This window comes from Clostridium celatum (assembly GCF_021412605.1).
Lineage (GTDB): Bacteria > Bacillota > Clostridia > Clostridiales > Clostridiaceae > Clostridium > Clostridium celatum.
This window is the reverse complement of sequence record NZ_JAJKGM010000010.1, coordinates 17653-43160: the sequence shown is the minus strand read 5'-3', so window position 1 is coordinate 43160 and position 25508 is coordinate 17653. Positions and strand designations below refer to the sequence as shown.

The 25508-nt window shown below is 28.5% G+C and carries 22 protein-coding genes, 4 tRNA genes, 2 riboswitches and 1 other annotated feature; of the genes, 4 read left to right on the top strand and 22 right to left on the bottom strand.

Going from position 1 to position 25508, the window contains the following annotated elements; genetic code table 11:
• Positions 1 to 10 precede the first annotated feature (10 nt).
• The 4 genes from LPC13_RS06430 to LPC13_RS06415 all read right to left on the bottom strand — a co-directional run bounded on the left by LPC13_RS06430 (position 11) and on the right by LPC13_RS06415 (position 2782).
• The gene (locus tag LPC13_RS06430; RefSeq protein ID WP_234088704.1) at positions 11 to 1327 is read right to left on the bottom strand and encodes a Na+/H+ antiporter NhaC family protein; all 1317 of its coding nucleotides are present in this window, start codon (positions 1325 to 1327) and stop codon (positions 11 to 13) included.
• A 562-nt stretch (positions 1328 to 1889) separates the two neighbouring features.
• Positions 1890 to 1965: transfer RNA gene (locus LPC13_RS06425), tRNA-Lys, on the bottom strand.
• Positions 1966 to 1970: 5 nt separating this feature from the next.
• A tRNA-Gly gene (locus LPC13_RS06420) sits at positions 1971 to 2044 on the bottom strand.
• A gap of 63 nt (positions 2045 to 2107) precedes the next feature.
• The gene (locus LPC13_RS06415) at positions 2108 to 2782 is read right to left on the bottom strand and encodes a hypothetical protein (RefSeq protein ID WP_040418706.1); all 675 of its coding nucleotides are present in this window, start codon (positions 2780 to 2782) and stop codon (positions 2108 to 2110) included.
• A gap of 160 nt (positions 2783 to 2942) precedes the next feature.
• Here LPC13_RS06415 and LPC13_RS06410 point away from each other — a divergent pair, with 160 nt between their 5' ends.
• Positions 2943 to 3344, top strand: coding sequence for an HNH endonuclease (locus tag LPC13_RS06410; RefSeq protein ID WP_005211071.1), 402 nt, complete (start codon positions 2943 to 2945; stop codon positions 3342 to 3344).
• A gap of 109 nt (positions 3345 to 3453) precedes the next feature.
• Here the strand turns inward: LPC13_RS06410 and LPC13_RS06405 are convergent.
• The 3 genes from LPC13_RS06405 to LPC13_RS06395 all read right to left on the bottom strand — a co-directional run bounded on the left by LPC13_RS06405 (position 3454) and on the right by LPC13_RS06395 (position 4051).
• Positions 3454 to 3527, bottom strand: a tRNA-Gly gene (locus tag LPC13_RS06405).
• 131 nt (positions 3528 to 3658) lie between these two features.
• Positions 3659 to 3742: transfer RNA gene (locus LPC13_RS06400), tRNA-Leu, on the bottom strand.
• 78 nt (positions 3743 to 3820) lie between these two features.
• Complete coding sequence (locus tag LPC13_RS06395) at positions 3821 to 4051, bottom strand: hypothetical protein (protein WP_005211072.1); 231 nt, start codon at positions 4049 to 4051, stop codon at positions 3821 to 3823.
• 465 nt (positions 4052 to 4516) lie between these two features.
• Positions 4517 to 4723, top strand: a binding site (T-box leader).
• Between the two features lie 121 nt (positions 4724 to 4844).
• Here LPC13_RS06395 and thrS point away from each other — a divergent pair.
• Positions 4845 to 6776, top strand: coding sequence for a threonine--tRNA ligase (gene thrS / locus LPC13_RS06390; protein WP_005211073.1), 1932 nt, complete (start codon positions 4845 to 4847; stop codon positions 6774 to 6776).
• Between the two features lie 161 nt (positions 6777 to 6937).
• On the top strand, positions 6938 to 7864 hold the full coding sequence (locus tag LPC13_RS06385; RefSeq protein WP_005211074.1) for a M48 family metallopeptidase: 927 nt from the start codon (positions 6938 to 6940) through the stop codon (positions 7862 to 7864).
• 163 nt (positions 7865 to 8027) lie between these two features.
• Here LPC13_RS06385 and rpsD read toward each other — a convergent pair whose 3' ends face one another.
• From rpsD to LPC13_RS06355, 6 genes are all read right to left on the bottom strand, one after another.
• A complete protein-coding gene (gene rpsD / locus LPC13_RS06380) occupies positions 8028 to 8624 on the bottom strand; it encodes a 30S ribosomal protein S4 (RefSeq protein WP_005211075.1) in 597 nt (198 codons plus the stop codon).
• A gap of 147 nt (positions 8625 to 8771) precedes the next feature.
• Entirely contained in the window at positions 8772 to 9989 is a 1218-nt protein-coding gene (locus tag LPC13_RS06375; RefSeq protein WP_005211077.1) for a homoserine dehydrogenase, read from the bottom strand.
• 21 nt (positions 9990 to 10010) lie between these two features.
• Positions 10011 to 11288: an O-acetylhomoserine aminocarboxypropyltransferase/cysteine synthase family protein gene (locus tag LPC13_RS06370; RefSeq protein WP_005211079.1), complete on the bottom strand. Its 1278-nt coding sequence runs from the start codon at positions 11286 to 11288 to the stop codon at positions 10011 to 10013.
• A gap of 110 nt (positions 11289 to 11398) precedes the next feature.
• A riboswitch (SAM riboswitch) is annotated at positions 11399 to 11555 on the bottom strand.
• A 68-nt stretch (positions 11556 to 11623) separates the two neighbouring features.
• Positions 11624 to 12202, bottom strand: a complete 579-nt coding sequence (locus LPC13_RS06365; RefSeq protein WP_005211080.1) for a 5-formyltetrahydrofolate cyclo-ligase — start codon at positions 12200 to 12202, stop codon at positions 11624 to 11626.
• Between the two features lie 97 nt (positions 12203 to 12299).
• Positions 12300 to 13316 (bottom strand): homoserine dehydrogenase, encoded by a 1017-nt coding sequence (locus tag LPC13_RS06360; protein ID WP_005211082.1) that lies wholly within the window; start codon positions 13314 to 13316, stop codon positions 12300 to 12302.
• A 167-nt stretch (positions 13317 to 13483) separates the two neighbouring features.
• Positions 13484 to 13798 carry a DUF1540 domain-containing protein gene (locus LPC13_RS06355; protein ID WP_040418710.1) on the bottom strand — a complete coding sequence of 105 codons (315 nt, stop codon included), beginning with the start codon at positions 13796 to 13798 and terminating at the stop codon, positions 13484 to 13486.
• A 347-nt stretch (positions 13799 to 14145) separates the two neighbouring features.
• Between LPC13_RS06355 and LPC13_RS06350 the strand changes: the two genes are divergently transcribed.
• On the top strand, positions 14146 to 15807 hold the full coding sequence (locus LPC13_RS06350; protein ID WP_005211085.1) for a glutamine--tRNA ligase/YqeY domain fusion protein: 1662 nt from the start codon (positions 14146 to 14148) through the stop codon (positions 15805 to 15807).
• Between the two features lie 519 nt (positions 15808 to 16326).
• Here LPC13_RS06350 and LPC13_RS06345 read toward each other — a convergent pair.
• The 9 genes from LPC13_RS06345 to ilvB form a co-directional block, all read right to left on the bottom strand.
• The gene (locus LPC13_RS06345; RefSeq protein WP_005211087.1) at positions 16327 to 16557 is read right to left on the bottom strand and encodes a hypothetical protein; all 231 of its coding nucleotides are present in this window, start codon (positions 16555 to 16557) and stop codon (positions 16327 to 16329) included.
• 266 nt (positions 16558 to 16823) lie between these two features.
• Complete coding sequence (locus LPC13_RS06340) at positions 16824 to 17006, bottom strand: hypothetical protein (protein ID WP_005211090.1); 183 nt, start codon at positions 17004 to 17006, stop codon at positions 16824 to 16826.
• 170 nt (positions 17007 to 17176) lie between these two features.
• Positions 17177 to 18838: a glutamate--tRNA ligase gene (gene gltX, locus LPC13_RS06335; protein WP_234088703.1), complete on the bottom strand. Its 1662-nt coding sequence runs from the start codon at positions 18836 to 18838 to the stop codon at positions 17177 to 17179.
• 484 nt (positions 18839 to 19322) lie between these two features.
• Complete coding sequence (locus LPC13_RS06330; RefSeq protein ID WP_005211094.1) at positions 19323 to 20630, bottom strand: NCS2 family permease; 1308 nt, start codon at positions 20628 to 20630, stop codon at positions 19323 to 19325.
• A 77-nt stretch (positions 20631 to 20707) separates the two neighbouring features.
• A riboswitch (purine riboswitch) is annotated at positions 20708 to 20809 on the bottom strand.
• Between the two features lie 172 nt (positions 20810 to 20981).
• Positions 20982 to 21131, bottom strand: a complete 150-nt coding sequence (locus tag LPC13_RS06325) for a hypothetical protein (protein WP_005211096.1) — start codon at positions 21129 to 21131, stop codon at positions 20982 to 20984.
• 10 nt (positions 21132 to 21141) lie between these two features.
• Entirely contained in the window at positions 21142 to 21456 is a 315-nt protein-coding gene (locus LPC13_RS06320) for a heavy metal-binding domain-containing protein (RefSeq protein ID WP_195244181.1), read from the bottom strand.
• A gap of 174 nt (positions 21457 to 21630) precedes the next feature.
• Positions 21631 to 22551, bottom strand: a complete 921-nt coding sequence (locus tag LPC13_RS06315) for a CPBP family intramembrane glutamic endopeptidase (RefSeq protein WP_234088702.1) — start codon at positions 22549 to 22551, stop codon at positions 21631 to 21633.
• Positions 22552 to 22712: 161 nt separating this feature from the next.
• Positions 22713 to 23717, bottom strand: a complete 1005-nt coding sequence (gene ilvC / locus LPC13_RS06310; protein ID WP_195244179.1) for a ketol-acid reductoisomerase — start codon at positions 23715 to 23717, stop codon at positions 22713 to 22715.
• A gap of 82 nt (positions 23718 to 23799) precedes the next feature.
• The gene (ilvB, locus tag LPC13_RS06305; RefSeq protein WP_005211104.1) at positions 23800 to 25485 is read right to left on the bottom strand and encodes a biosynthetic-type acetolactate synthase large subunit; all 1686 of its coding nucleotides are present in this window, start codon (positions 25483 to 25485) and stop codon (positions 23800 to 23802) included.
• Positions 25486 to 25508: the final 23 nt, after the last annotated feature.

Below are 25508 nucleotides of genomic sequence, written 5' to 3'. Positions count from 1 at the left end.
CTCATTATTTTTAACTTACCATTTTTATTTTTTTATTTTCAACTTGTTTTGTTTTTCTTTTATTATATACAATTATTGCAATAACTGCAGAAATTCCCATTAAATATGGATAGAAAAGATATTTCATTATTGCAAATGGTGAAAGCGCTGCAAGTCCTGCTGCTGATATAAGCTGTGCACCATATGGTATAATTCCTTGGAACACACAAGAGAACATGTCCATAATTCCTGCTACTCTTTTAGGCTCAAGACCAACTTCATCAGATATATCTTTAGCTATAGGTCCAACAGTAACTATAGCAACAGTATTATTAGCTGTACAAATATCAACTAAACTTACTAATGCTGCTATCCCAAATTCAGCTCCCATTTTACTTTTAAAACCTCTTAATCCCTTATTTATAATAAAATCTATTCCTCCATTAGCTTTTATTATTTCAATAGTACCTGCAATTAAAAGTGAAATTATTATAAGCTCACTCATTCCACCAATTCCATCTGCAATTGCACCGAAAAATCCTAACAAATCAAAACTTCCACTTATGAATCCAATTGCACCTGCTATTATTATTCCACCTAGTAAAACAACAATAACATTTAAACCAGCAAGAGCTCCTATAATAACGGCAATATAAGGAACTATTTTTACCAGACTATAGTCTAAAGCTTCTACAGTAGTAACTTCTGCACCTCTTGTTACTAAAACAAATATTAATGCAGTAATTATAGCTGCTGGTAATACTATTTTAAAGTTCATCTTAAATTTATCCTTCATTTCACAACCTTGAGTTCTTGTAGCCGCTATAGTTGTGTCAGAAATCATAGATAAATTATCTCCAAACATTGCTCCACATACTACAGATGCAACAGCTAATGCTACAACTATTCCTGTTTTTTCTGCAACTCCCACTGCAATTGGTACTAATGCAACTATTGTCCCCATAGATGTTCCAACTGATAATGATATAAAACAAGCTATTATAAATAATCCTGCAATCATTATATTACTTGGAAGTATTGAAAGTCCTAAATTTACTGTTGAATCAACAGCCCCCATTGATTTCGCAACTTGAGCAAAAGCTCCTGCTAATATAAATATTAATACCATTAAAATAATATTAGTATTCCCTGCCCCTTTACAGAAAATTTCTATTTTATCTTCAAATTTAACTTTTCTATTCATAATTAAAGCAACTAAAGCAGCTGCTAAAAAAGGAACTATTACAGATACCGCATAAAAATCTTTAGCAATTATTGCCGACGATACATAAACAACTATAAATACAAGTAACGGTAATAATGCCCATGCATTTCCTTTGTTATTCATTTTCCTTCCTCCTCTTTGTAATTAATTAGAACTATAATTACTAGTTCTAAACTTAAAACATAATAAACATAACAGCCCAACTATTTATTATATAAATAGTTCTTTAAATAAAATAAAGCTCCTGAGAAACTCAGAAGCTTAAATAATCAAAACTACATATATTTTCTCATCTATCAGGATTTAGCACCACAAAAATAGCTATAAGTTATAGTTTTTTAATTAGTAATTAACATTAAAAATTTAAAACAATTTAATATACAATAATTAAGACTATTAATACTCTTAATTATAAACTACTAACTTCTAACTACTAACCTCTAACTGTTAATAGGTTGCCGGGCTTCATAGGGCCAGTCCCTCCACCGCTCTTGATAAGATATTTTATTTTACAGGTTCAATTTTAACAACTTAATAAATTTATGTCAACTGGAAAGAATTTTTAATAAATTATTTTCCTTATTTTTTATATTTTATCAAACAACTTTTCCTTTAATAATTCAATAAAATACCACTTCAAATAGTATACTTATAAAAAAAGAAGTAACTAAAGTTACTTCTTTTTTGGTGCGCCATCACGGGTTCGAACCGGGGACACCCTGATTAAGAGTCAGGTGCTCTACCAACTGAGCTAATAGCGCTTATATGGAGCGGGTAGTGGGAATCGAACCCACCTTTCCAGCTTGGAAGGCTGGAGTATTACCGATATACGATACCCGCATATTCTTGACATCTATAATTATACTATTATAGATATTATGATGTCAAGAATATAATTTTAACTTATATTACTTCTGTAAGATTCTTTTGCAATATATTTCTAAATTTTTCTCCACATTCCTTATCTGTTGTGGCCTTTATACATATTTCATTCCATGTACTTATATCTTCACTAGTCTTATTTTTAAATTCTTCTTCACTAGTAGTCATATAATTAGATTCTATTACAAAATTACCTAGTTCTTCTGCAGTATCAAATATTTTTAAATATAAAAATTCTCTACTATCACCATACCAAGTTCTATTAAAATCTCTAACAAATCTTTTTAGTTCCTGACTCACTTTATTTTTAGGTAATTCCCAGCAATGTTTTATCATTTTCACATGCTTTCTCATATTTTCAGCCTCTAATTTAGTTATTTTTTTAGAACGTTCACCTTCATTTATTATTTCCTCTACCGGTTTTACTGGAATATAAGAAACTGTTCCTTTCTTGCCATTAATCCAAATATAAAATGCCTCTTGTAAAAATGAATATTGAATATATCCTATTAAAGCATTAACATTTGGAAAATAACTCCATACATTGTTTAATCCATTTCCTTTAGAAAATATTAAAGTATGGATATAAAGGCTCTTATCTGTAGGCGTTTTATCCATCAGCATATGACCTCTAATGGTTTTATTTTTGATAATAAGACTTTCCCAATATTCAAAAGAATTATAATTTTGCCTCACAATTATCACCTTTCTTCATAATTTTTAATATAATATATTATAATTTAATATTACCACTTTATAACATTTATAATCAATATAACTTTTAACAGACAGTTAATTTGAAAATTCAAAAAAATCATTCTATAATATAAGTATAAAATTTAAAGGGGGCAATTATTTGTACACGTGCGAAATATGTGGTAAAGAAGCTGATGTTCATCATATAGTTCACAGAAGCGAGGGCGGTTTTGATATAGATATAAACTATAAGTATTTATGTGCTTTTCATCATCGCGGAAAAGATGGGCCACATCAAAATATTTTTGTTGATTTACAATATAAGATAGAGATGCAAACTAAGTTGTACAATATTCTTCCTAAAAAATATTATTCACCTAAAGAAATATCTCAAATTTTAGGTCTTCACAATGGATCTTTAAAGAGATTACTAAAGAATTTAAAAAGATATAAAGAAGGATACAAGAAAGAAGATATAATATTTACATTAATGGGATGTGTAAAATATAATGTAGATATTTTAGAAGAATTAGCTTTAGATTTATTAATAGAACAACTTTAACAAATATCCACCAAGACTTAATATAATAATCTTTGGTGGTTTTTTTATTTATATAAAAACTTGTTTAAATAAAAATAAAAGACGTTGTATAATTACAACGTCTTTATCATGGAGCGGGTAGTGGGAATCGAACCCACCTTTCCAGCTTGGAAGGCTGGAGTATTACCGATATACGATACCCGCATATATTTTTATCTGAATTTCTCAGACATCTTACATTAACGATTATATAAAACACTTTATAGCTTGTCAATACACTTTTTTATATTTTTTTATATTTTTTTATTCAGCTATTTAAATTTTTATTTATAAAATGGTGCAGATGAAGGGAGTCGAACCCATACGCCAATGGCGCTAGATCCTAAGTCTAGTGCGTCTGCCAATTTCGCCACATCTGCATTTACACTTTTATATATATTATAACATTTACATTTTTACACTTCACTACATAATTGTAATTTTATTTAAATTATATTTTATACACCTTCTAAATTGAATCTAATATTAAAACCTAAATTCGGCTTTTTAAAATCATAAGTACATCCCTTTTGTTTGTCTGCAACGATAAATAATTCTTTGTTCCCCACTATCATAAATCTCTCAAAAAATTTCTCCTTATTGCTACGCCAATATCTAAAAATCCAATGATTAGATTTACTTTCAAAAAAATTTAACCAATCATAAACGCTTATTTCTCCATCATACATTTATATCACCATTCCCCTAACCTTTAATTTAATAAATTATATTCTTAAACTTTACTTAATATTCATTATTTATATACATATTTATTTTTTTATTAAAAATATATTTTTAGGTACTGTTTATCTTTGGCTTAATATAATGGTACTGTAAAATAATATATCTATTACCTATTTTATTCAAAATATTAAAATAAAATTTCAAATTAATAAGTTTGTTTTATAGTTTATGTTTATATCTATCAATACTATTAACTAATTAATAACCTAAATTAGGTTTTATAAAAAAGCAGAACCCTTTATTGACATAAATCATATAGATATTTATAATTATTCTTAAGAAAATTTATAAAGATAAATATTAAATTTTTATTTCACTGATAGATTTAAATTATAATTAATATTTACACTTTATTATTTAAAACTATATAAGATTTATAACTTTTTATAGTATAAAAGTTATTTCATATTGTTAACTCTATGAAGAGACGAGTAAATTAAACCTTCATTTCAAGAGAGAAAATACCCTGGCTGTAAGTATTTTTAAATGAAATTAATTGAAGACTACCTCTGAGAGACTCTAATCCAGTCCGTTTCATCACGTTACGATGATTCTTAAGTGGCCTTTTTAGGCAATTAAGGGTGGAACCGCGGGAATGTAATGCTCTCGTCCCTTTTCTATACTATTTTTGTATAAGAAAAGTGACGTAGGGCTTTTTTTATACAATTAATCAGCCCTTGTGCTGTTATTTATTTCTACCAAAAATATAAACAAAATAAACGAAGGGAGATTTTTTTAATGATTAAAATTACTTTAAAAGATGGATCAGTTAGAGAAGTTGAAAATGGTTCATCAGTTTTAGACGCTGCTAAGTCTATAAGTGAAGGTTTAGCTAGAGCTGCTTACTGTGGAAAAATTAATGGAAAGGTTGTTGACTTAAGAACAATCTTAAATGAAGATTGCGAGCTTGAAATCTGTACTTTTGATACTGAAGAAGGAAAAGATGCTGTAAGACACAGTATATCTCATGTACTTGCTGCTGCCGTTAAAAGATTATATCCAAATGCTAAAATTGCTATAGGACCAGCTATTGCTAATGGATTCTACTATGACTTTGATGTAGAAAAAGCCTTCACTGCTGAAGATTTAGATAAAATCGAAGCTGAAATGAAAAAAATAATAAAAGAAAATCCTCAAATTGAAAAATTTGAACTTCCAAGAAGTGAAGCTGTAGAGCTTATGAAAGATGAACCTTATAAGGTTGAATTAATAAATGATTTAGGTGAAGATGAAATAATTTCATTCTATAAGATGGGTGATTTTACAGATCTTTGTGCAGGACCTCATGTACTATCATTAAAGAACATTAAAGCAATTAAACTTCTAAGAACTGCTGGTGCTTACTGGAAAGGCGACGAAAAGAACAAAATGCTTTCTAGAATATATGGAACAGCATTCTTAAAGAAAGCCGATTTAGATGCTTATTTAGAAGCCTTAGAAGAAGCTAAAAAGAGAGATCATAATAAATTAGGTAGAGAACTTGGAATTTTCACTACTGATGAAAAAGTAGGTCAAGGACTTCCTCTATTCATGCCTAAGGGAGCTAAGTTATTCCAAACTCTTCAAAGATGGATTGAAGATGAAGAAGAAAAAAGAGGATATGTTTTAACTAAGACTCCATTTATGTCTAAAAATGACTTATTTGTAGCTTCTGGTCACTGGAGCCACTATAAAGATGGTATGTTTGTATTAGGAGATGAAGAAAAGGACACTGAAGTTATGGCTTTAAGACCAATGACTTGTCCATTCCAATTCACTGTGTATAATGCAGAGCAACACAGCTATAGAGATCTTCCAATAAGATATGCAGAAACTTCTACTCTATTTAGAAAAGAAGCTTCTGGAGAAATGCACGGTCTTACTAGAGTTAGACAATTCACTTTATCAGAAGGTCATATAATCTGTACTCCAGAGCAAGTTGAATCTGAGTTTAGAGAAGTAATTGATTTAATAAACTACGTTATGGAAACTTTAGGAATAGCTGAAGACATCTCTTATAGATTCTCTAAATGGGATCCAAAAGATACTGAAAAGTATATAAATAACCCAGAAGCTTGGGAAGCTACTCAAAATCAAATGAGAACTATACTAGATCACTTAAATATAGATTACGTTGAAGCTGAAGGCGAAGCAGCATTCTATGGACCAAAGCTTGATATTCAATCTAAAAACGTTCATGGAAAAGAAGATACAATAATTACAGTTCAAATCGACTTTGCCTTAGGTGAAAGACTTGGTATGAGCTATATTGATAAAGATGGTGAAAAGAAAATACCATTCGTTATTCATAGATCATCAATTGGATGTTATGAAAGAACAATTGCTACTTTAATAGAAAAATATGCTGGTGCTTTCCCAACTTGGATGTCTCCAGTTCAAGCTAAAGTTCTTCCACTTTCAGATAAATATGCTGAATATGCTGATGAAGTAGTTAGCACTTTAAGAAGAAATGGTGTTAGAGTTGAAGTTGACCACAGAACTGAAAAAATTGGTTATAAGATTAGAGAAGCTAGACTTGAAAGAGTTCCTTATATCCTAGTTGTTGGTGAAAAGGAAGCTGCAAACAATGAAGTTTCTGTAAGAAGTAGAAAGAATGATGATGAAGGTGCAATGGCTTTAGATGCATTTGTAGATAGAATTACTACTGAAATAGCTAATAAAGAAAGATAAGATTAAAGTTAAATAAGATATATCAAATAATTTTTGATATATCTTATTTTTTTAATTAAATTACACAAATTTTAACATAATTTTCAAAGTAACATAAAAAACTAATATTATGTATATCCTTAATATATAAATATTATTAAAGAATAGAGGATTGATTTAATTTGAGTTTTAATGAAAATAGTTATATACAATTAACAAAAGAAGAAATAGAAAATTGTAGACATGAGTCTGAAAAAAAATGGTACTTGTTTTTAGTATTTATTAATTTATTAATAATATTTTCTGTTATAGTAATTTGTATCATTAACATTCATAATTATAATACTCTACAAAAAACACTAACAGATTCTTTTGCTGATATGTCTTCATATGCTACTATTGTGTTTTCACCTTCATCAATACTTAACAACTTTCCTACTGAGTTACAGTTACTAATAACAGGATTAGTAGTTTTGATTTGTTTTCCATTTGGAGTAAACCTTTATTATGCAAAATATAAATCTAGAGCTATAAAAATTACTGAAAATAATTTTCCTGAAGTTTATTATAAAATACAGGAATACTCATATAAATTAGGACTTAAAAAAGTTCCAGAAGCACTTTTAATTCAACAAAATGGTATTATGAATGCATTTTCTGCTTTTATAATAAATAAACAATATATAGAAATTAATAGTGACTTATTTGAAATAGCTTATAGAGAATATCATGATTTAGATTCCCTTAACTTTATTATTGCTCATGAATTAGCTCACATTAAATATAAACATGCAACTTTTTCCTACAACATATTTATTTTATTTTCAAGTTTAATTCCTATAATAGGACCTACAGCTTCAAGAGCAAGAGAATACAGTTGTGATAGATTAGCTCAAAAAGTTACTGAAACTAGTGGAATTGAAGCTATGTTTTCTTTATTTGCTGGAAAGCACCTATATAAAAAAATTGATGTTTATGATTATATTGAAAATAGTAAAGACATAAAAGGTTTTTTTGTGTGGTGCAATAATTTAGTAAGTACTCACCCTATATTACCTAAAAGAATTAGAGCTTTAGCTAAAGGTGAAGGAAATGGTGAACTTTATTAATTAAAAATTTATTATTTTTTAAACTAAAAAGAAAAAGACAATGTAATCTGCACATTACATTGTCTTTTTCTTTTACACAACGTTATTAAATTCAACAGTGGCTTTATAAATGGCCCAAGATATAACTCTAGGATAGCTATTTCTTACAACAAAGATACTTTAACTAATTTTTAGAATAGTACTCTACAACTAAAACTTCGTTAATTTCTATTGGTACTTCTGCTCTCTCTGGATATCTTTCTAATATTCCAGAAAAGTTACCTTCATTCTTACTTAAGTAAGGTAACACATTTAGTATGTTAGCTTCAAAGTTTTCTTTGAACATTTCATTTTTTTGAGATTTCTCTCTTAGTTTAATTTCATCACCAACAGAAACTTGATATGATGGTATATCAATCTTTTGTCCATTAACTAATATATGTCCATGTACAACCATTTGACGTGCTTGTCTTATTGAGTTTGCAAATCCTAATCTATAAACTAAATTATCTAGTCTGCACTCTAGTAATTTAATTAAAGCATATCCTGTTAAATCTTTAGATTTAGATGCTTTCTTGAAATAGTTAGCAAATTGCTTTTCCATAACTCCATAATACGCTCTTAATCTTTGTTTTTCTAATAATTGAGTACCATAGTCTGAAAGCTTTTTATCACTTCTTGCAGTACCTTTAGTCGCTCTATTCATCGCTTTTGGATGACCACAAACATTTAAGCCAAGTCTTCTACACTGCTTAAATCTTGGTCCCATCATCTTCGCCATAGTATCATCTCCTAAAATTATTTCCGGCAGTACTTAAGCCTTAAATTCAATATAGCATACTTTTTTCTTTTTGTAAATGATAATAATTATCATTATCATTATTTTTTAAATTTTATAGAGAGGCTTAAATCCTCTCTATCTTAATACTTAGATAAATATTAATTTTTTACAACCTTTATAATAAATTTCATCTTTTATAGTTTCAATAAACTTTTGGACATATGCTTCTGATGTGCACTCAATATATAATACAACTTCATCTTTTAAACTTTTATCAATAATCTTTATATTATTGAAAATATCTCTACATCTACTTACAACCTCATCCTTATCAGATGTTCTTATTCTTAAAATAGAATTACAAGTTTTATGTGCATAATTAATCATTTCTGCTTTTTCTTTATTAAAGCTACCTATATCAGAAAATCTACAATTTATAATATCATTTAAATCACTATAAACTGAACTTCCTGTTGGTAACTTTCCAGCCCCTTTTCCTATAAATATTAATTCCCCAATTTCATCCCCATTTAAAATTACTCCATTAACTTCATTATCGATTTTAGCCAATATACTATCTTCATCTACTAAAACTGGTTTTACTGAAGTATATATTTTATTCCTACACTTTACTGCTTCTGCAACTAATTTAATTTTACAATTAAATTTTTTTGCATATTTAAAATCATTGCTATCTATTTCAGTAATTCCATTTATATTGATATCTTCCCATTTAAAACTCTTATCAAAAGCTAAGCTAGACAATATTGCTAACTTTCTAGCTGCATCATATCCTTCAACATCTGCTTCTGGATTAGCTTCTGCAAAACCTAGTTTTTGTGCCTCCTTTAATGCCTCATCATAAGATAACTTTTCAGACCCCATCTTAGTTAAAATAAAATTAGTAGTTCCATTTAAAATTGCCTTTATAGCATTTACCTTATTGCCACAAAGACTTTCAGTTAATGCTTTTATTATAGGAATTCCTCCTGCAACTGCAGCTTCAAATTTTAATGAAACTGAGTTTTCTTTAGCTATATTAAATAACTCTTGACCAAAGGTCGCTATTAAGTCTTTATTAGCTGTAATAACATGTTTTTTTAAAGTTAATGCTCTTTTAACATATTCATAAGCTGGATGAATACCACCCATTACTTCAATTACAATATCACTCTCTTTTGAAAATAACTCTTCTGAATCTGTTGTAATAACCTCATAATGACTACAATTTTTATGTTTTTCTTTATTTCTAACTAATATACTAGTAATGACAACTTCATTATCATTCTTTTCTCTATTTTTATCTATTAGCTCTATTAACCCACTACCAACTACCCCATATCCCATAATAGCTACCTTAGTCATTATTCTTCCTCCTATTAATTCTTATATAGCTTCTAATGCTTCTTTAATATCATTTATTAAATCCTTACTATCTTCTATTCCAACAGAAAGTCTTAGCAAATCTGGTGTAACACCACTAGCTAACAACTCTTGCTCATTTAGTTGACTATGACTTGTAGTTGCTGGATGTAAAAGACAACTTCTTGAGTCTCCTAAAGTTACTGCTAATGCTATTAAATTTAACTTTCTACTAAATTCTTTAGCATTCTCTATTCCACCTTTTATACCAAATGTTAAAATACCACTTGCTCCACCTTTTAGATATTTCTTTGCTAAATCATAAGTTTTACTTCCTTCAAGTAATGGATAATTAACCCATGAAACTTTTTCTTGAGTTGTTAACCACTGTGCAATTTCTAAAGCATTTTTAGAATGTCTTTCCATTCTTAAATGTAAAGTTTCTAATCCTAAATTAGTTAAATAAGCATTAAATGGACTCATGCATGCTCCTAAATCTCTTAATAATGTTACTCTAAGCTTAACTATATATGCTGCTTTTCCAAAACTTTCAACATATTTAATTCCATGATAGCTTGGATCTGGTGTTGTAAAAGCACTAAATTTTTTATTTGTCCAATCGAAATTTCCACCATCAACAACTATTCCTCCAATAGTTTGAGCATGCCCCTCTGAATACTTAGTTGTTGAATGAACAACAATATTTGCTCCATGTTCAAATGGATTGCAAAGATATGGTGTTGCTACTGTATTATCAACTATAAATGGAACTTTAATTTTCTTAGCTACACTGGAAAACTTATTAAAATCTAAAACATTTAAACCTGGATTCCCTATTGTTTCTCCATATATTGCTTTTGTATTTGGTCTAACTTTAGATAAAATTTCTTCTTCAGATGCATCTGGCTCAACAAATGTAACTTCTATGCCCAAATTTTTTAAATGTACTGTAAATAAATTAACTGTTCCGCCATATAAAGAAGTTACAGAAATTAAATGATCCCCAGATTTACAAACATTTAAAACTGCATAAAGAATTGCTGATTGACCTGAAGCTGTTGCAACCGCTCCAACTCCACCTTCTAACTTTGCATACTTTTCTTCCAACGCCCCAACTGTTGGATTAGAAATTCTGCTATATAAATGTCCATCTGCTTTTAAAGCAAATAATGCTTCTAATGTATCTGGATCATCATACTTATAAGTTGCACTTTGATAAATTGGTAAAACCCTAGGTTCACCTGATTTTGGCGAATATCCACCATGAATTCCTACTGTTCCTTTTCCTAAATTATTTGACATAAATAAAGCCCCCTTTTTATTAATTTAAATTTTTATAACAAAAAAGCTATTTCTTATTATCCTTTATAGATAATGAGAAATAGCTCAATAAGCTAATTTATTAATATATACTCTCATTTCTCAGGTAAAAACCTGCAGGATTTAGCACCACATTAATAATTAACAATTTATAGTTAAACTTAATAGATAAAAATCTTCTCTAAATTCTAACTATTAATAGGTTGCTAGGTTTCTCAGGGCCAGTCCCTCCACCATTCTTAATAAAAGTTCTTTTTATTCAATTTATTATCTTTATTATACACTTATGGAATATATTTTCAATACTTTTCTAAATTTTATTTTATATAGATAAATTTATCATTTGTAATTATACAATCTACATTAATATCATGCTCTTCACTTTCAATTTTATTTATAACTTGAAAATCATATGCTAATGCTAATTTTACACTTTTACATTTAATAGCTGAAATATATTTATCATAGTATCCTCCACCATAACCAATCCTATTCCCACTTCTATCAAAAACTACTCCTGGCATTATTATCAAATCAAATTTTTCACCAAATTTATTTTTATCCACATCTATTGGTTCAAGTATACCCCACTTATCCACAATCATCTTATCTAAACTGTGAATTCTTATTGCCTTCATTTCCTTCTTACTTTTATCTGTCTTAGGCACATATATCTTTTTATTATCCATCAAAGCATAATTTATTATTTCTTTAGTGTCAACCTCTGACCCAAAACTTACATAAATAAATATGCTCTCTGAATTTTTGTAAATATCACTATCAATTACTTTTTTTAAAATTAAATTATCATACTTGCTTTTAATTTCCAAGGATAATTCATTCCGTTTATTTATAGCTTCTCTTCTTAAAATATTTTTATCCATAAATTCTATCATATACTCACTTTCTATATTTTAAATTTCACATATATAATCTATAAATAATTACTTTTAATACTGCTTCTATTAACTTATTATCTACCCTTATTTTAGTTTAATATTCTTTAAGTAATATTATATCTCTCAATATTGAAGCTGCTGCATTCATTGTTCCTGAAGCTCCTCCAATTATACTTATATCTCCTAATGTATCTGTTTTATAATAAACTCCCTTATTTTTATAATCAACAGAATATAAAGGATGGCTTTCATCTATTTGCATTGGTTTTATATATGCAATAACCTCATCATTATTCTTTTCTATCTTCCCTATTAATTTTACTTTTTTATTCTTACTTTTCTCTAATTTTAAATCCTCTAATTTAATATCTGTTATTCCTTGTATTTTTAAATCACTAAGCTTAATATCTGTATTCATTAACACATTAGATAATATTATTATTTTACTTGCTGTATCATAGCCTAATACATCAAGACTAGGATTAGATTCTACAATTCCTTCTTCTTGTGCTTCTTTTAAAGCTTTTTCGTACGTTACCTCATCATTAGTCATTTTAGTTAATATATAATTGGTAGTTCCATTTAATATTCCTTCAATAGATTTAATTTCACTTCCTGCAACATCATATATTCCTCCAGAAATAGAAGGTAATGCTCCACCTGTTGTGCATCCTATCTTTAGCTTAACTCCATTATTGTCAGCTATAGCTTTCAATTCCTTATATTTTAATACTATTGGCCCCTTATTTCCTGTAATTACATTTTTCTTATTTTCTAATGCATTTCTTATATAAGTTAATGCAGGTTCTCCATCTACTATATTAGTTGGTGTTAACTCAATTAATGTATCTATATTTGCATTTTTAATCATTGATTCAACTTTTATTTCATTATGCCATAACTTATGTTTACAAACTTCGTTTTTCTTTATAAAACTCATAAGTTCCTCTAAATCTATTCCAGTTTCACTATAAAGCCCACCATTGCTTTTAATTATACACTTCACATTAATTTTTAAATTATATTTATCAAAAATATACTTTTTCTTAGTTATAAAAAGTTCTATTAATGCTTGTCCCACTCTCCCAAATCCTATTAACGCTATATTCATCGTTTTCCCCCCAATTTATAAAATTTTATATTCACCCTTTATATTTTAAAAGCTAATTATTTTATTTAAACTTATTATAATAATTTTATTTTACTGTATAATTATTGTAAATATAGTTAAAATGACAAATTAAATATAAAATTTAATTTGTCATTTTCTATTTTTAATTAAAGCCTTGGTACAAAACTAGCACATTCTGTTCCTGTTTGAGAAGTTGCTGCTCCGCCTTCTATACTTATATCTTCAGCTTCACACATTTTACAGTTATTATATGTACAATTTTCAGCTTCACAGGTAATGTTTAATGAGAATTTTGGTGATTCTATACTATTTGTAAAAGCTCCTGTCTTTTCTTCAAAACTTTCACAACAAGTATTAACTGAACTAACTGCACTTTTTCCACCTACTTGTATTCCATCTTTACAACACATATTACTTGAATTATGAGTACAATTATGAACATTGCATATTAAATTAGTCATATAAAATCCTCCTAAAAATAAATTGTTTAAAAATGAACCTTCTTCAAAAGCCTTTTATAAAAATTATATTTCAAATAATATTATTTAGATTAATATCCATTTTTATTCTTATATATCAACAATTTTAAATAGAATCGCCAATATAATAGCTTTTTTCTCACGTAAAAGCCTAACTTTTTATATAAGTTACTTTATTTTTTACTTATATTAGATTAAAATTATTAGTAATAGTCAAAATATAAGTTAAAGTTATTTTATTTAAGAATTAATTTTATTATTAGCTTTAAGTAATAATAATTTTAAATAAATAAATCAACTTAAATATTAATAAGTAGGAGAGGTACGATATGTCAACTGAAATTAATTCTTCTAATTTTATAAGAAATATAATAGTAGATGATTTAGAAAGTGGAAAACATAAAGAAATAATAACTCGTTTCCCACCAGAACCAAATGGTTATTTACACATTGGTCATGCAAAATCTATTCTTTTAAACTTTGGGTTAGCTGAGGAATTTAAAGGTAAAACTCATCTTAGATTTGATGATACAAATCCAGTAAAGGAAGATACTGAATATGTTGAATCAATAAAAGAAGATGTTAAATGGCTTGGTGGAAACTGGGATGAACTTTATTTTGCATCAGATTATTTTGATGAAATGTATAACAGAGCTGTTCTTTTAATAAAAAAGGGATTAGCTTATGTTTGTGATTTAACTCCAGAAGAAGCTAAAGAATATAGAGGTACTTTAACTGAACCTGGTAAAGAAAGCCCTTATAGAAATAGATCTGTTGAAGAAAACTTAGATTTATTTGAAAGAATGAAAAATGGTGAATTTAAAGATGGAGAAAAAGTCCTAAGAGCTAAGATTGATATGAGCTCTCCTAATATGAATATGAGAGATCCTATTATCTATAGAATTGCTCATGCAACTCACCACAATACTGGAGATAAATGGTGTATATATCCTATGTATGACTTTGCTCATCCATTAGAAGATGCTATAGAACATGTAACTCATTCTATTTGTACTCTAGAATTTGAAGATCATAGACCTTTATATGATTGGGTTGTTAAAGAATGTGAAATGGAATCGCAACCTAGACAAATTGAATTTGCTAGATTAAACATGACTAATACAGTTATGAGTAAAAGAAAGCTTAAACAATTAGTTGACGAAGGGATTGTTGATGGTTGGGATGATCCAAGAATGCCTACTATCTCTGGATTAAGAAGAAGAGGATGTACGCCTGAAGCATTAAAGAACTTCTGTGCTGCTATTGGTGTAGCTAAAGCTAATTCTACTGTAGATTCTCAAATGCTTGATTACTTTGTAAGAGAAGATTTACAAATGAAAGCACCTAATGCCATGGCAGTTCTAAGACCTTTAAAACTAGTTATAACTAACTATCCAGAAGGTCAAACTGAAATGCTTGAAGTTAGTAATAATGCCAAAGATGAATCTTTTGGAAAGAGACTTGTTCCATTCTCAAGAGAATTATATATAGAACAAGAAGACTTTATGGAAGTTCCAATAAAAAAATATTTTAGATTATTCCCTGGTAATGAAGTTAGATTAATGGGCGCTTATTTTGTTACATGTACAGATGTAATTAAAGATGAAGAAGGTAATGTAACTGAAATTCACTGTACTTATGACCCAGAAACTAAGAGTGGTTCAGGCTTTACAGGAAGAAAAGTTAAAGGTACTATTCACTGGGTAGATGCAAATAATTGTGTACCTGCTGAATTTAGATTATACGAACCATTAATCTTAGATGATACTGAAGGAAATGAAGGAAAGCACTTCTTAGAGCAAATAAATCCAAATTCTATGGAAGTATTACAAGGATTTATTGAGCCAACGGCAATAGAAAATGCTAAACCTCAAGATAAATTCCAAATGGTTAGAAACGGATTCTTTAATATTGATACTAAATATACTACTGATGAAAAATTAGTATTTAACAGAATAGTTTCATTAAAATCTTCTTTTAAATTAAAATAAAAATACTTAAAAAGAGCTATGAGTTGATTCATAGCTCTTTTTTATTTATCTCCATCATTAGGTATAGTGAGTGTCATTGAGGTTTCATACACAGTGAATTCTTTAATTAAGGTACATACTGAGTCGCCATTTTATTCTTTTTATATTTTATTTTTTATGGTTCCTCTATCTTCGTGAAATCCATAATCTTCGGTTATGTCATTTAACAAATTAGTATCACAATCAATATCCCAATTGTTTGCTCTAATATTACTCATATTAACGATATATTTATTTACATCTGTAGTTTTTTCTTTTTTATTTATCCCATCGGTTTACCCTCCTATTTATATTTTAAAAAACTATTTTTGCATTGGTGGACACCTCCTGAATCGTATTTATATTACTTTTCCATTGGTTTGCCCTCCTAACTTTGTTTTCATTAATAGTTTGTACTTTAATACTTTCTTTATACTAGTACTTATTTCTAAAATATTTTTATATTTATAAATTTTTATTACCCGTAGTTATAACCATTTGCTAACACCATTGATTATTAGTTGCTGTTTTTTCTTTTTTCTTTCCTTTACAGCATTCTTCTACCTCTGCTTTTACTCCCGCTGGTGATGCCCATTGATTATTATATTCAGATTTTGGTGCTCCACTACTTGCACAACTACAATCTGAATGACAGCTATGACTCTCTACTTTATCACATTGACAAGTATGATTAGATTCAGTATTACATTCGCAATTTGAGTGTTTTTTCATAACTATCTCCTCCTAAAAATTTAAATAAATTTAGTCCTGATACAGCCAAGTCCAATACTTAGTTCTACCACCACTACAATATTAGTTTGTACATTTTTACTACTTAAATACCTTGTATTAATTGTTGTTGATAACATAGTAAAGTTTTTTTTCTATAATATAAAAAGTCTTAAATTTTTAGGCAATTTTCTCATAAAATTAAAGTTTTTAATATAAAAATAAAAGCCCTCAAATAATCGAGCTTTTATTTTTATTCATATTTACTTTTATTGCATTGAATTTTGACTTGGATTTTGATGAGATTTTTTATATGCATCAATATTAGAATCAATTTGTGCACTACTCATTCCATTTTGCATACTACCACTTTGTTGGCTTTGATTATTAACAGAATTAGTCATTGCTGAATTATTTTGACCTTGTTTATTCATTTTAGAATTATTACTCATAAATTTACCTCCATTTCCATTTCGATATTATTTTATGAACTTTACACCATATAATACATGTCAATGATTTCCTTGAATCTAAAATGGAAATACACATTTATAAATTAAGTAATAATTTTAATTCTCTACCCTTAATAAAAAAAAGATAAGCTTTCGCTTATCTTTTTTTATTATATTTCTAAAAACTTATTAAATCTTTCTCTAACTTTTTCTTCACCCATAATTTGCATTATTGTGTAAAGATCTGGAGTGTTTGTTCTATGTGATAATGCACTTCTTACTGCTCCAGCAACATCAGAAATCATTCCTTTGTATGAATCTGGGTTAGCTTTATATTCTTTTCTATTTGCACAATATCCAAGTTCTGCTCCAATTACTTTTAAATCTTCAAACCAATTTTCTTGACTTCCAGCATTAAAGTTAAACTTTTTAGCATATTCTTCAATTACAGCTTTAGCATTTTCTAATGATAAAGTTTTTGGTAATTCTATTTGTTCAGCAGTTTCATTGTAGAATAATTCATCATAGAAATAGAATATTTTATCTTTTACTTCATCCCATTTAGCAAAGTCTTTTCTTGGTTTTGGACCATCTTTATCTATGTTGAATATTTCTTTAGACATTGTTTCATTTGAAATTACTAAGTTATACATTTCTTCATCATACACTTTTGCCCATTCAGTATATTGTTCATATACTTCATTAGCTGACATTCTTGCTATAACATCCTTAGAAACGTCATTTAACTTAACTAAATCAAATAATGCCCCACTCTTACTCATTTTTTCTAGAGCAACATGGAATTCATGATAATCAGCAGTAGGATTTTCTGCTCTCCATTCTTCATAGCTTGAATTTACTATATTTAATAAGTATTCAATAACACATACTACTGGATATCCTACTTCATGATAATAAGAAACTGCAGCTTCTGCATCTTTTCTCTTAGAAAGCTTTCTCTTAGATCCACCTTCTTGCTTCATTATTGTTGGAATATGAGCATAGTTTGGTCTTTCAAATCCTAATACTTCAAATAATTGAACATGTATTGGAAGTGATGATAACCATTCTTCTCCTCTTATTACATCTGTAGTTCTCATTAAATAATCATCAATTGCATGTGCAAAATGATATGTAGGAAGTCCATCTCCTTTTATTAAAACTACATCCTGATTGTTTTCTGGGAAAGATATATCTCCCTTTATTAAATCATGGAATTCTACTCTATTTTCTATATTTCCAGGTGATTTTAATCTTATTATATAAGTTTCACCATTATTTATTCTTTCAATAGCTTCCTCTTCAGTAATATTTCTATACTTAGCATATTCTCCATAATATCCAGGAGTAATCTTATTTGCAATTTGTTCTTCTCTAAGAGCTGCTAATTCTTCTGGAGTACAAAAATCTGGATATGCTAATCCTTTTATTAATAAATCTTTAGCAAAAGTTCTATATATTTCTGCTCTTTCACTTTGTCTGTATGGACCATATTCACCTTTTGAAGTTTCTTGTCCAGTCATACCTTCGCTAAAGTCCATTCCAAACTTATGCATAGTCATAATTGTATCTTCAATAGCACCTTCTACTTCTCTCTTTTGATCTGTATCTTCTATTCTTAAGTAGAATACGCCTTCACTTTGGCTTGCTAATCTTTCATTGATTAATGCAGCAAAAACCCCACCTATATGTTGAAATCCTGTTGGTGATGGTGCATATCTAGTTACTCTAGCACCTTCTTTTAAATTTCTCTTCGGATATTTTTCAATATAATATTCTCTATCATGCTCTACATTAGGGAATATTAATTCAGCTAATTTTTCAAATGCCATATTACTTTCTCCTTTACTTTTATAAAATATAAATAACAATTAAGCAAAGATACCTATATAAATAATTATCTTAATTTCTTAATTGATTTCTTTACAATAATTAATTTCTTAGTAAATAAAAAAGTTTCCATCCCAAATACTCTTAGGACGAAAACTTATATTCCGCGTTACCACCTAAATTGATTAATATAAATTAACCCACTCAAATACTTATTCACTTTTCTTGCTCCAAGGCTTCCTTCAATAGTTTTAAATTTTAGGCTTCCACCATTCCTAAATCGCTTTAAAATAAAATTCTATTTACTGCTCCTCTTCAACGCATTTATTATCTTAGTTATTTCCAAACTACAGATTAATTATACAGTTAGACTTTTCATTTGTAAATATAGCTTTATCTATTAATCTTGTAACAACTATATAATAAAAGTAAAATATATTAAATACTAATAATGATTCTATATTAAAATAATAACCGTATATATTTTTATCTAATAGCAAAATATATTATAAATAATACTGCTAAAACATACATAACTGGATGTACTTTTTTAGCTTTTCCTTTAAACATCATAAGCACTACATAAGATAAGAATCCGCATGCAATTCCTTCACCTATACTATAAGTTAAAGGCATTAATATTATAGTTAAAAATGCTGATATTGAAACTTCACTTTTCTCCCACTCAATTTCTTTAAGTGAACTACACATTAATGACCCAACTATAATAAGTGCTGGTGCAGTTACTGCAGAAGTTATGACTGTAAGTAATGGTGAGAAAAATAATGAAACTAAAAATAACACTCCTACTACAACACTTGAAAAACCTGTTTTTGCTCCTACTGCTACTCCTGATAATGATTCAACATAAGATGTTGTATTAGTAGTTCCAAATATTGAACCTATACAAGTTGCAACAGAGTCTGCAAGTAATGCCTTAGAACCACCTTCTACTGAACCATCTTTTTTAAGTAATCCCACCTTTGAACCAACTGCAACTAATGTTCCTGCTGTATCAAAGAAATCCATAAATAAGAAAGTAAATATAACTAAAACCATTTGTGGATTAAATATATTTCCGATATTTTTTATTGCAACTCCAAAAGTTGGTGCCATTGATGGTGGCATTGATATTACTGAAGTTGGTAAATCAATTAATCCAAATATCATACCTACAATTACTGTTAAAGCCATTCCTAAAAATATTGCAATTTGTGAACCTCTTACCATAAATATTGATATAGCTACTAAACCAAATACTGAAAGTAAAACTGTCGGATTTGTTAAATCTCCAAGTGCTACAAATGTTGATGAATTAGCTACAACAATCCCTGCGTTTTTTAAACCTATAAAAGCTATAAATAAACCTATTCCTGAACTTACTGCAAATTTTAAATTTGTTGGTATTGCTTTAATTACTAACTCTCTTAATCCTGTTGCTGATATTATTAAAAATATAATTCCTGACGCTAATACTCCTGATAATGCTGTTTGCCATGGAATATCCATACCGATGCAAACACTATATGTAAAGAAAGCATTTAATCCTACTCCTGGTGCTAATGCCATTGGGAATTTAGCAAATATCCCCATAATTAATGTACCAACTGCCGCTGCTACTGCAGTTGCAACGAAAACACTATCCTTTGGCATTCCTGCATCAGCTAAAACACTAGGAATTAAAAATAAAGCATATGACATTGTTAAAAATGTAGTTATACCCGCTATTGTTTCTGTTTTTAAACTTGTATTTTTTTCTTGAAAATTAAAATATTTAGATATGAAATCTGTCATTTGTTATCCCTCCATGCATTTTTATGTAATCGTAATATTTATCGCATGCCGAGGATAAAATTTGATATTAAATTTGATATGAATAACACTAATATCGTAGTCAAACCATTTATGGTGATTTGGTAGAAACTGTTGGACCTTATTTCCAACTTTATACGATAAATCCGATTACTTTTTATTTATTATACAAATAATATTAATATAAAACTACAAAATTGTCTATATTTTTTCGATTTATTCCATATTTTTCTCTTAAATTCACTTGTAAATATTCGTGTTTTTATTAATTTCATAAAAAAATAGCCTGAAACTAATCAAGCTATTTTTTATTCTTAAATATATTATATATTGTTAATACTTCTTATACTTATCTAATTTATCTTTCTCTTCTTTCTTTTCTTTTAATCTAGACGATATAGCCCAAATAATTAGTGCTATAGCTCCAATAAATAATATGGTATAAATCACTAAAATAATTATAGGAATAATCATAATATCCACTATTCCTCACCTACTCAATAACTACTGCTGTACCATAGGCTACCATTTCTGCAGCCCCTGCTGCCACAGCTGAAGACATAAGCTTCATTCCTATTATTGCATTTGCTCCTATAGCTTCTGCTTCATCTACCATTCTTCCTATAGCAATTTGTCTTGCTTCAGTTAGCATTTCATTATATCCTGTCATTTCGCCACCAACTAAATTTTTAAAGCTTGCAGTAATATCTTTCCCTATGTTCTTACATCTAACTGTGCTTCCTTTTACTAATCCCTTAATTTCTTTAATCTCTTTTCCTGGTATATTTTCAATAGTTAAAATCAACATAATTCTTTCCCCTTTATCAACTCTTTTAAATTATCTCTTTAAACAAATAATATTACCTTTAAATAAGTTATTTGTTACCTTATAATTTATAATATATTACCTTTTATGACTTTGCAATACTTTTTTAAATATATTGTTAAATATATTTTAAATTGCCAATATTAAACTTTACACTTATATAAGAATATATATCATTGATGCTAAACATATAATTACATATAATATCATTCCTGTATTAACCCAAATAGTTTTAAACTCTGAGCTTTTATCTAATATTATTTCTCCTTCTGACAAATATATTTTTTTCCTATTCTTTAGTAATAATACTACACCTATAATTGAAACTATTATTAAAATAATACCCGCTAATCCAACTAATTGTATATTAGATCCATCCCCAACAATCGCTGGCATTATTACACTTCCAACCATATTAACTGCTATATGAAGTATTATTGAGTATTTTATAGTTCCTGTTTTTAATGTCACATATGCAAAAACAAGTCCTAATGCAACTGCATAAAAGAATTGAGAAAAGTTTGCATGAAACAATCCAAATAAAATAGCTGTTGTAATTATAGCTACTTTATCTCCATATATTCTTATTTTATTAAGCATTATACCTCTAAACATTAATTCCTCAATAATAGGCGATAATATTCCAACAAAAATTAAGCTCCATATCCATGTACTATTTCCTACTACCTCAGCTATTGGATTTACTACATCACTACCTTTCAAACTTCCAACAAGCATTATAAGAATTGAAGTTAAAAAATTTATTATATAAACCATAGCATATGACATGAAAAACAGTGATATTATTTTACCTATACTTAAATTTTTAACCTCCTTCTTTTCTCCTTCTGGAAGTTTTTTTACCATTCCATAAAATATAGGAAATCCTATTAAATAAAAACTAATTGCAATTGCTAAATAATTCACCCACGGTTTTTGTAATAATCCTGGATCTATTAAATTTAAAACTGAAAAATACACTACTTGCACTACATTAACCACAATCATACAAACCAAAACTGCAAATCCAATTCTAGTAAATACTTTTTTATCCTCTATTTTTGTCTTCAATTCCATTTTATTTCCCCCTAAATAAATAAAATATGTTCAATACCTATTTACCTAATTCTACCATTAACCAAATATTGTTGTAAACTTCTTACATTTAATAAGATAAAAAACACATCCCTATTAAATATAAAGATGCGTTTCATTACTATTGCTACTTACATATAATATTAGTCTAATTTCTTAGTATCTATCCAAGACATCATTTCTCTTAACTCTTTTCCAACTTTCTCAATTGGATGTTCTGATTCTATTCTTCTCATTGCATTAAATTGTGGTCTACCAACTTGATTTTCCATTAACCAATTTCTAGCAAATGTACCATCTTGAATTTCAGTTAATACTTTTTTCATTTCCTTTTTAGTTTCTTCTGTAACAATTCTACTACCAGTTACATAATCTCCATATTCAGCTGTATCTGAAATAGAATATCTCATTGCAGCCATACCACCTTGATACATTAAATCAACAATAAGCTTCATCTCATGTAAACATTCAAAATAAGCATTTTCTGGGGCATATCCAGCTTCAACTAAAGTTTCAAACCCTGCTTTAATAAGAGCTGTACACCCTCCACAAAGAACTGCTTGTTCCCCAAATAAATCTGTTTCTGTTTCATCCTTAAATGTAGTTTCTAGAACTCCTGCTCTAGCTCCACCAATTCCATTTGAATAAGCTAATGCTAATTCCTTTGCATGTCCAGTATAATCTTGTTGAACAGCTATTAAACAAGGTACTCCAGAACCCTCAGTATATGTTCTTCTTACCATATGTCCAGGTCCCTTTGGTGCAACCATGAACACATCAACATTTGAAGGTGGAACTATTTGTCCATAGTGAATATTAAATCCATGAGCAAATGCTAAAGCATTTCCTTCTTCTAAATATGGAGCAACTTCTTCTCTATATAATTTAGCTTGCTTTTCATCTGGTACAAGCATCATTACAACATCTGCTCCTTTTACTGCATTTGAAACTGTTTCAACTTCTAAACCTGCTTCCTTAACTTTATCCCAAGATTTACTACCTTCATAAAGTCCAACTACTACATTAACTCCACTTTCATAAAGATTTAAAGCATGAGCATGTCCTTGGCTACCATAACCAATTATAGCTACTTTCTTTCCTTTTAATAAATCTAAATTTGTGTCCTTTTCATAAAACATTTTTGCCATTTTCAATACCCCCAATTTACTAATTATATTTATCTAATAAAATTACTACCAATAAATTTTGATAGAAATTTAGATTACATGGTTAACTGCCCATAACATCTTCTTCATTTATTATTTGATGAATTGGTGCACCTGGTGCCACCATAGGAAAAACTTTTTTATCACTATCTATTCTATAATCAATTATTACCGGCTTATTTGTAATTAAAGCACTTGATAATACATTTTCTAGTTCTTCTCTTTTTTCTACTCTAAATCCAACTCCACCAAAAGCTTCTGCAAGCTTTACAAAATCTGTTGCTCTATCAAGAGTAGTTTGTGAATATCTAGCTTCATAAAACAAGCTTTGCCATTGTCTAACCATTCCTAAAGCATTATTATTCATTACAATAACCTTTATTGGAATATTATATTTAACAGCTGTTGCAAACTCATTACAATTCATCCCAAAGCTACCATCGCCAGCAATATTAAATACTGTCTTATCTGGTTGAGCTATTTTAACTCCAATTGCTGCACCAAGTCCAAATCCCATAGTTCCAAGACCTCCTGATGATATTAAAGTCCTTGGATTTTTAAAATTAAAGTACTGTGCAGTCCACATTTGATGCTGTCCAACTTCTGTAGTAATAATAAACTTTCCATCATCTATTTCACTAAGTTTTTCAAATAGAAATCTTGGAGTTAATTCTTCACTTTTTTCATCATTATTTTTGCTTGCAGATAAATTTTTTAAATTTTCTACTGTTTGTAACCACTCTTCATTTTTCTTTTCCTTTATTAATGGTATTAATTTTTGTAATGTGCTTTTAATATCTCCAATTATAAAAGAGTCTACCTTTACATTCTTATTTATTTCTGCAGGATCGACATCAATTTGTACAACTTTTGCATTATTAATAAACTCTTTATCACTTATTACTCTATCACTAAATCTAGCACCCAAAGCAATTATTAAATCACATTTTGTTGCCAAAATATTTGAAGCATTACTTCCATGCATCCCTATCATACCTGTATTTAATCTATGTTCAGATGGTATAGCACCTCTACACATTAAAGTTGTTGCAACAGGTGCATTTATTTTTTCAGCAATATCAATCAATTCTTCTGTTGCGCCTGAATTTATAACACCGCCACCAGCATATATCAATGGTTTTTGTGATGAATTTATATATCTTGCAACCTCATCTAGAACATCTTTTGTGATATGTTTTACTTTTGGAGTTACTTCTATAGGATCTAAATCTTCATAATCTGACTTCTCGATAGTTATATCTTTTGGAATATCTATTAATACAGGTCCCGGTCTTCCTTCTTTTGCAATATAAAATGCTTTTCTAATTATCCCCTGCAATTCATTAACATCTTTAACAATGAAATTGTGCTTTGTTATTGGAATTGTAATCCCTGTTATATCGACTTCTTGAAAACTATCTTTTCCTAACAATGCTTTCGGTACATTTCCTGTAATTGCAACCATTGGAGTTGAATCCATATAAGCAGTAGCTATTCCAGTTACAAGATTAGTTGCTCCAGGTCCTGAAGTTGCTATACAGACTCCAACCTTTCCAGTTGCTCTAGCATATCCATCTGCTGCATGAGCAGCACTTTGTTCATGACATGTTAAATAATGCTTTAATTGATCTTTATATTTATATAGATAATCATAAATATTCAGAACTGATCCCCCTGGATATCCAAATATGGTATCAACGCCTTCACTAATTAAAGTCTTTACTAAAATTTCAGCCCCACTTAATAACATATAAAAATACACCCCCTTAATTT

Coding starts and splice junctions, on each gene's coding strand:
- LPC13_RS06430 (WP_234088704.1), bottom strand. CDS start 1,327: ATGAATAACAAAGGAAATGCATGGGCATTATTACCGTTACTTGTATTT.
- LPC13_RS06395 (WP_005211072.1), bottom strand. CDS start 4,051: ATGTATGATGGAGAAATAAGCGTTTATGATTGGTTAAATTTTTTTGAA.
- thrS (WP_005211073.1), top strand. CDS start 4,845: ATGATTAAAATTACTTTAAAAGATGGATCAGTTAGAGAAGTTGAAAAT.
- rpsD (WP_005211075.1), bottom strand. CDS start 8,624: ATGGCGAAGATGATGGGACCAAGATTTAAGCAGTGTAGAAGACTTGGC.
- LPC13_RS06375 (WP_005211077.1), bottom strand. CDS start 9,989: ATGACTAAGGTAGCTATTATGGGATATGGGGTAGTTGGTAGTGGGTTA.
- LPC13_RS06370 (WP_005211079.1), bottom strand. CDS start 11,288: ATGTCAAATAATTTAGGAAAAGGAACAGTAGGAATTCATGGTGGATAT.
- LPC13_RS06365 (WP_005211080.1), bottom strand. CDS start 12,202: ATGATAGAATTTATGGATAAAAATATTTTAAGAAGAGAAGCTATAAAT.
- LPC13_RS06360 (WP_005211082.1), bottom strand. CDS start 13,316: ATGAATATAGCGTTAATAGGATTTGGGAGAGTGGGACAAGCATTAATA.
- LPC13_RS06355 (WP_040418710.1), bottom strand. CDS start 13,798: ATGACTAATTTAATATGCAATGTTCATAATTGTACTCATAATTCAAGT.
- LPC13_RS06350 (WP_005211085.1), top strand. CDS start 14,146: ATGTCAACTGAAATTAATTCTTCTAATTTTATAAGAAATATAATAGTA.
- LPC13_RS06345 (WP_005211087.1), bottom strand. CDS start 16,557: ATGAAAAAACACTCAAATTGCGAATGTAATACTGAATCTAATCATACT.
- LPC13_RS06340 (WP_005211090.1), bottom strand. CDS start 17,006: ATGAGTAATAATTCTAAAATGAATAAACAAGGTCAAAATAATTCAGCA.
- gltX (WP_234088703.1), bottom strand. CDS start 18,838: ATGGCATTTGAAAAATTAGCTGAATTAATATTCCCTAATGTAGAGCAT.
- LPC13_RS06330 (WP_005211094.1), bottom strand. CDS start 20,630: ATGACAGATTTCATATCTAAATATTTTAATTTTCAAGAAAAAAATACA.
- LPC13_RS06320 (WP_195244181.1), bottom strand. CDS start 21,456: ATGTTGATTTTAACTATTGAAAATATACCAGGAAAAGAGATTAAAGAA.
- LPC13_RS06315 (WP_234088702.1), bottom strand. CDS start 22,551: ATGGAATTGAAGACAAAAATAGAGGATAAAAAAGTATTTACTAGAATT.
- ilvC (WP_195244179.1), bottom strand. CDS start 23,717: ATGGCAAAAATGTTTTATGAAAAGGACACAAATTTAGATTTATTAAAA.
- ilvB (WP_005211104.1), bottom strand. CDS start 25,485: ATGTTATTAAGTGGGGCTGAAATTTTAGTAAAGACTTTAATTAGTGAA.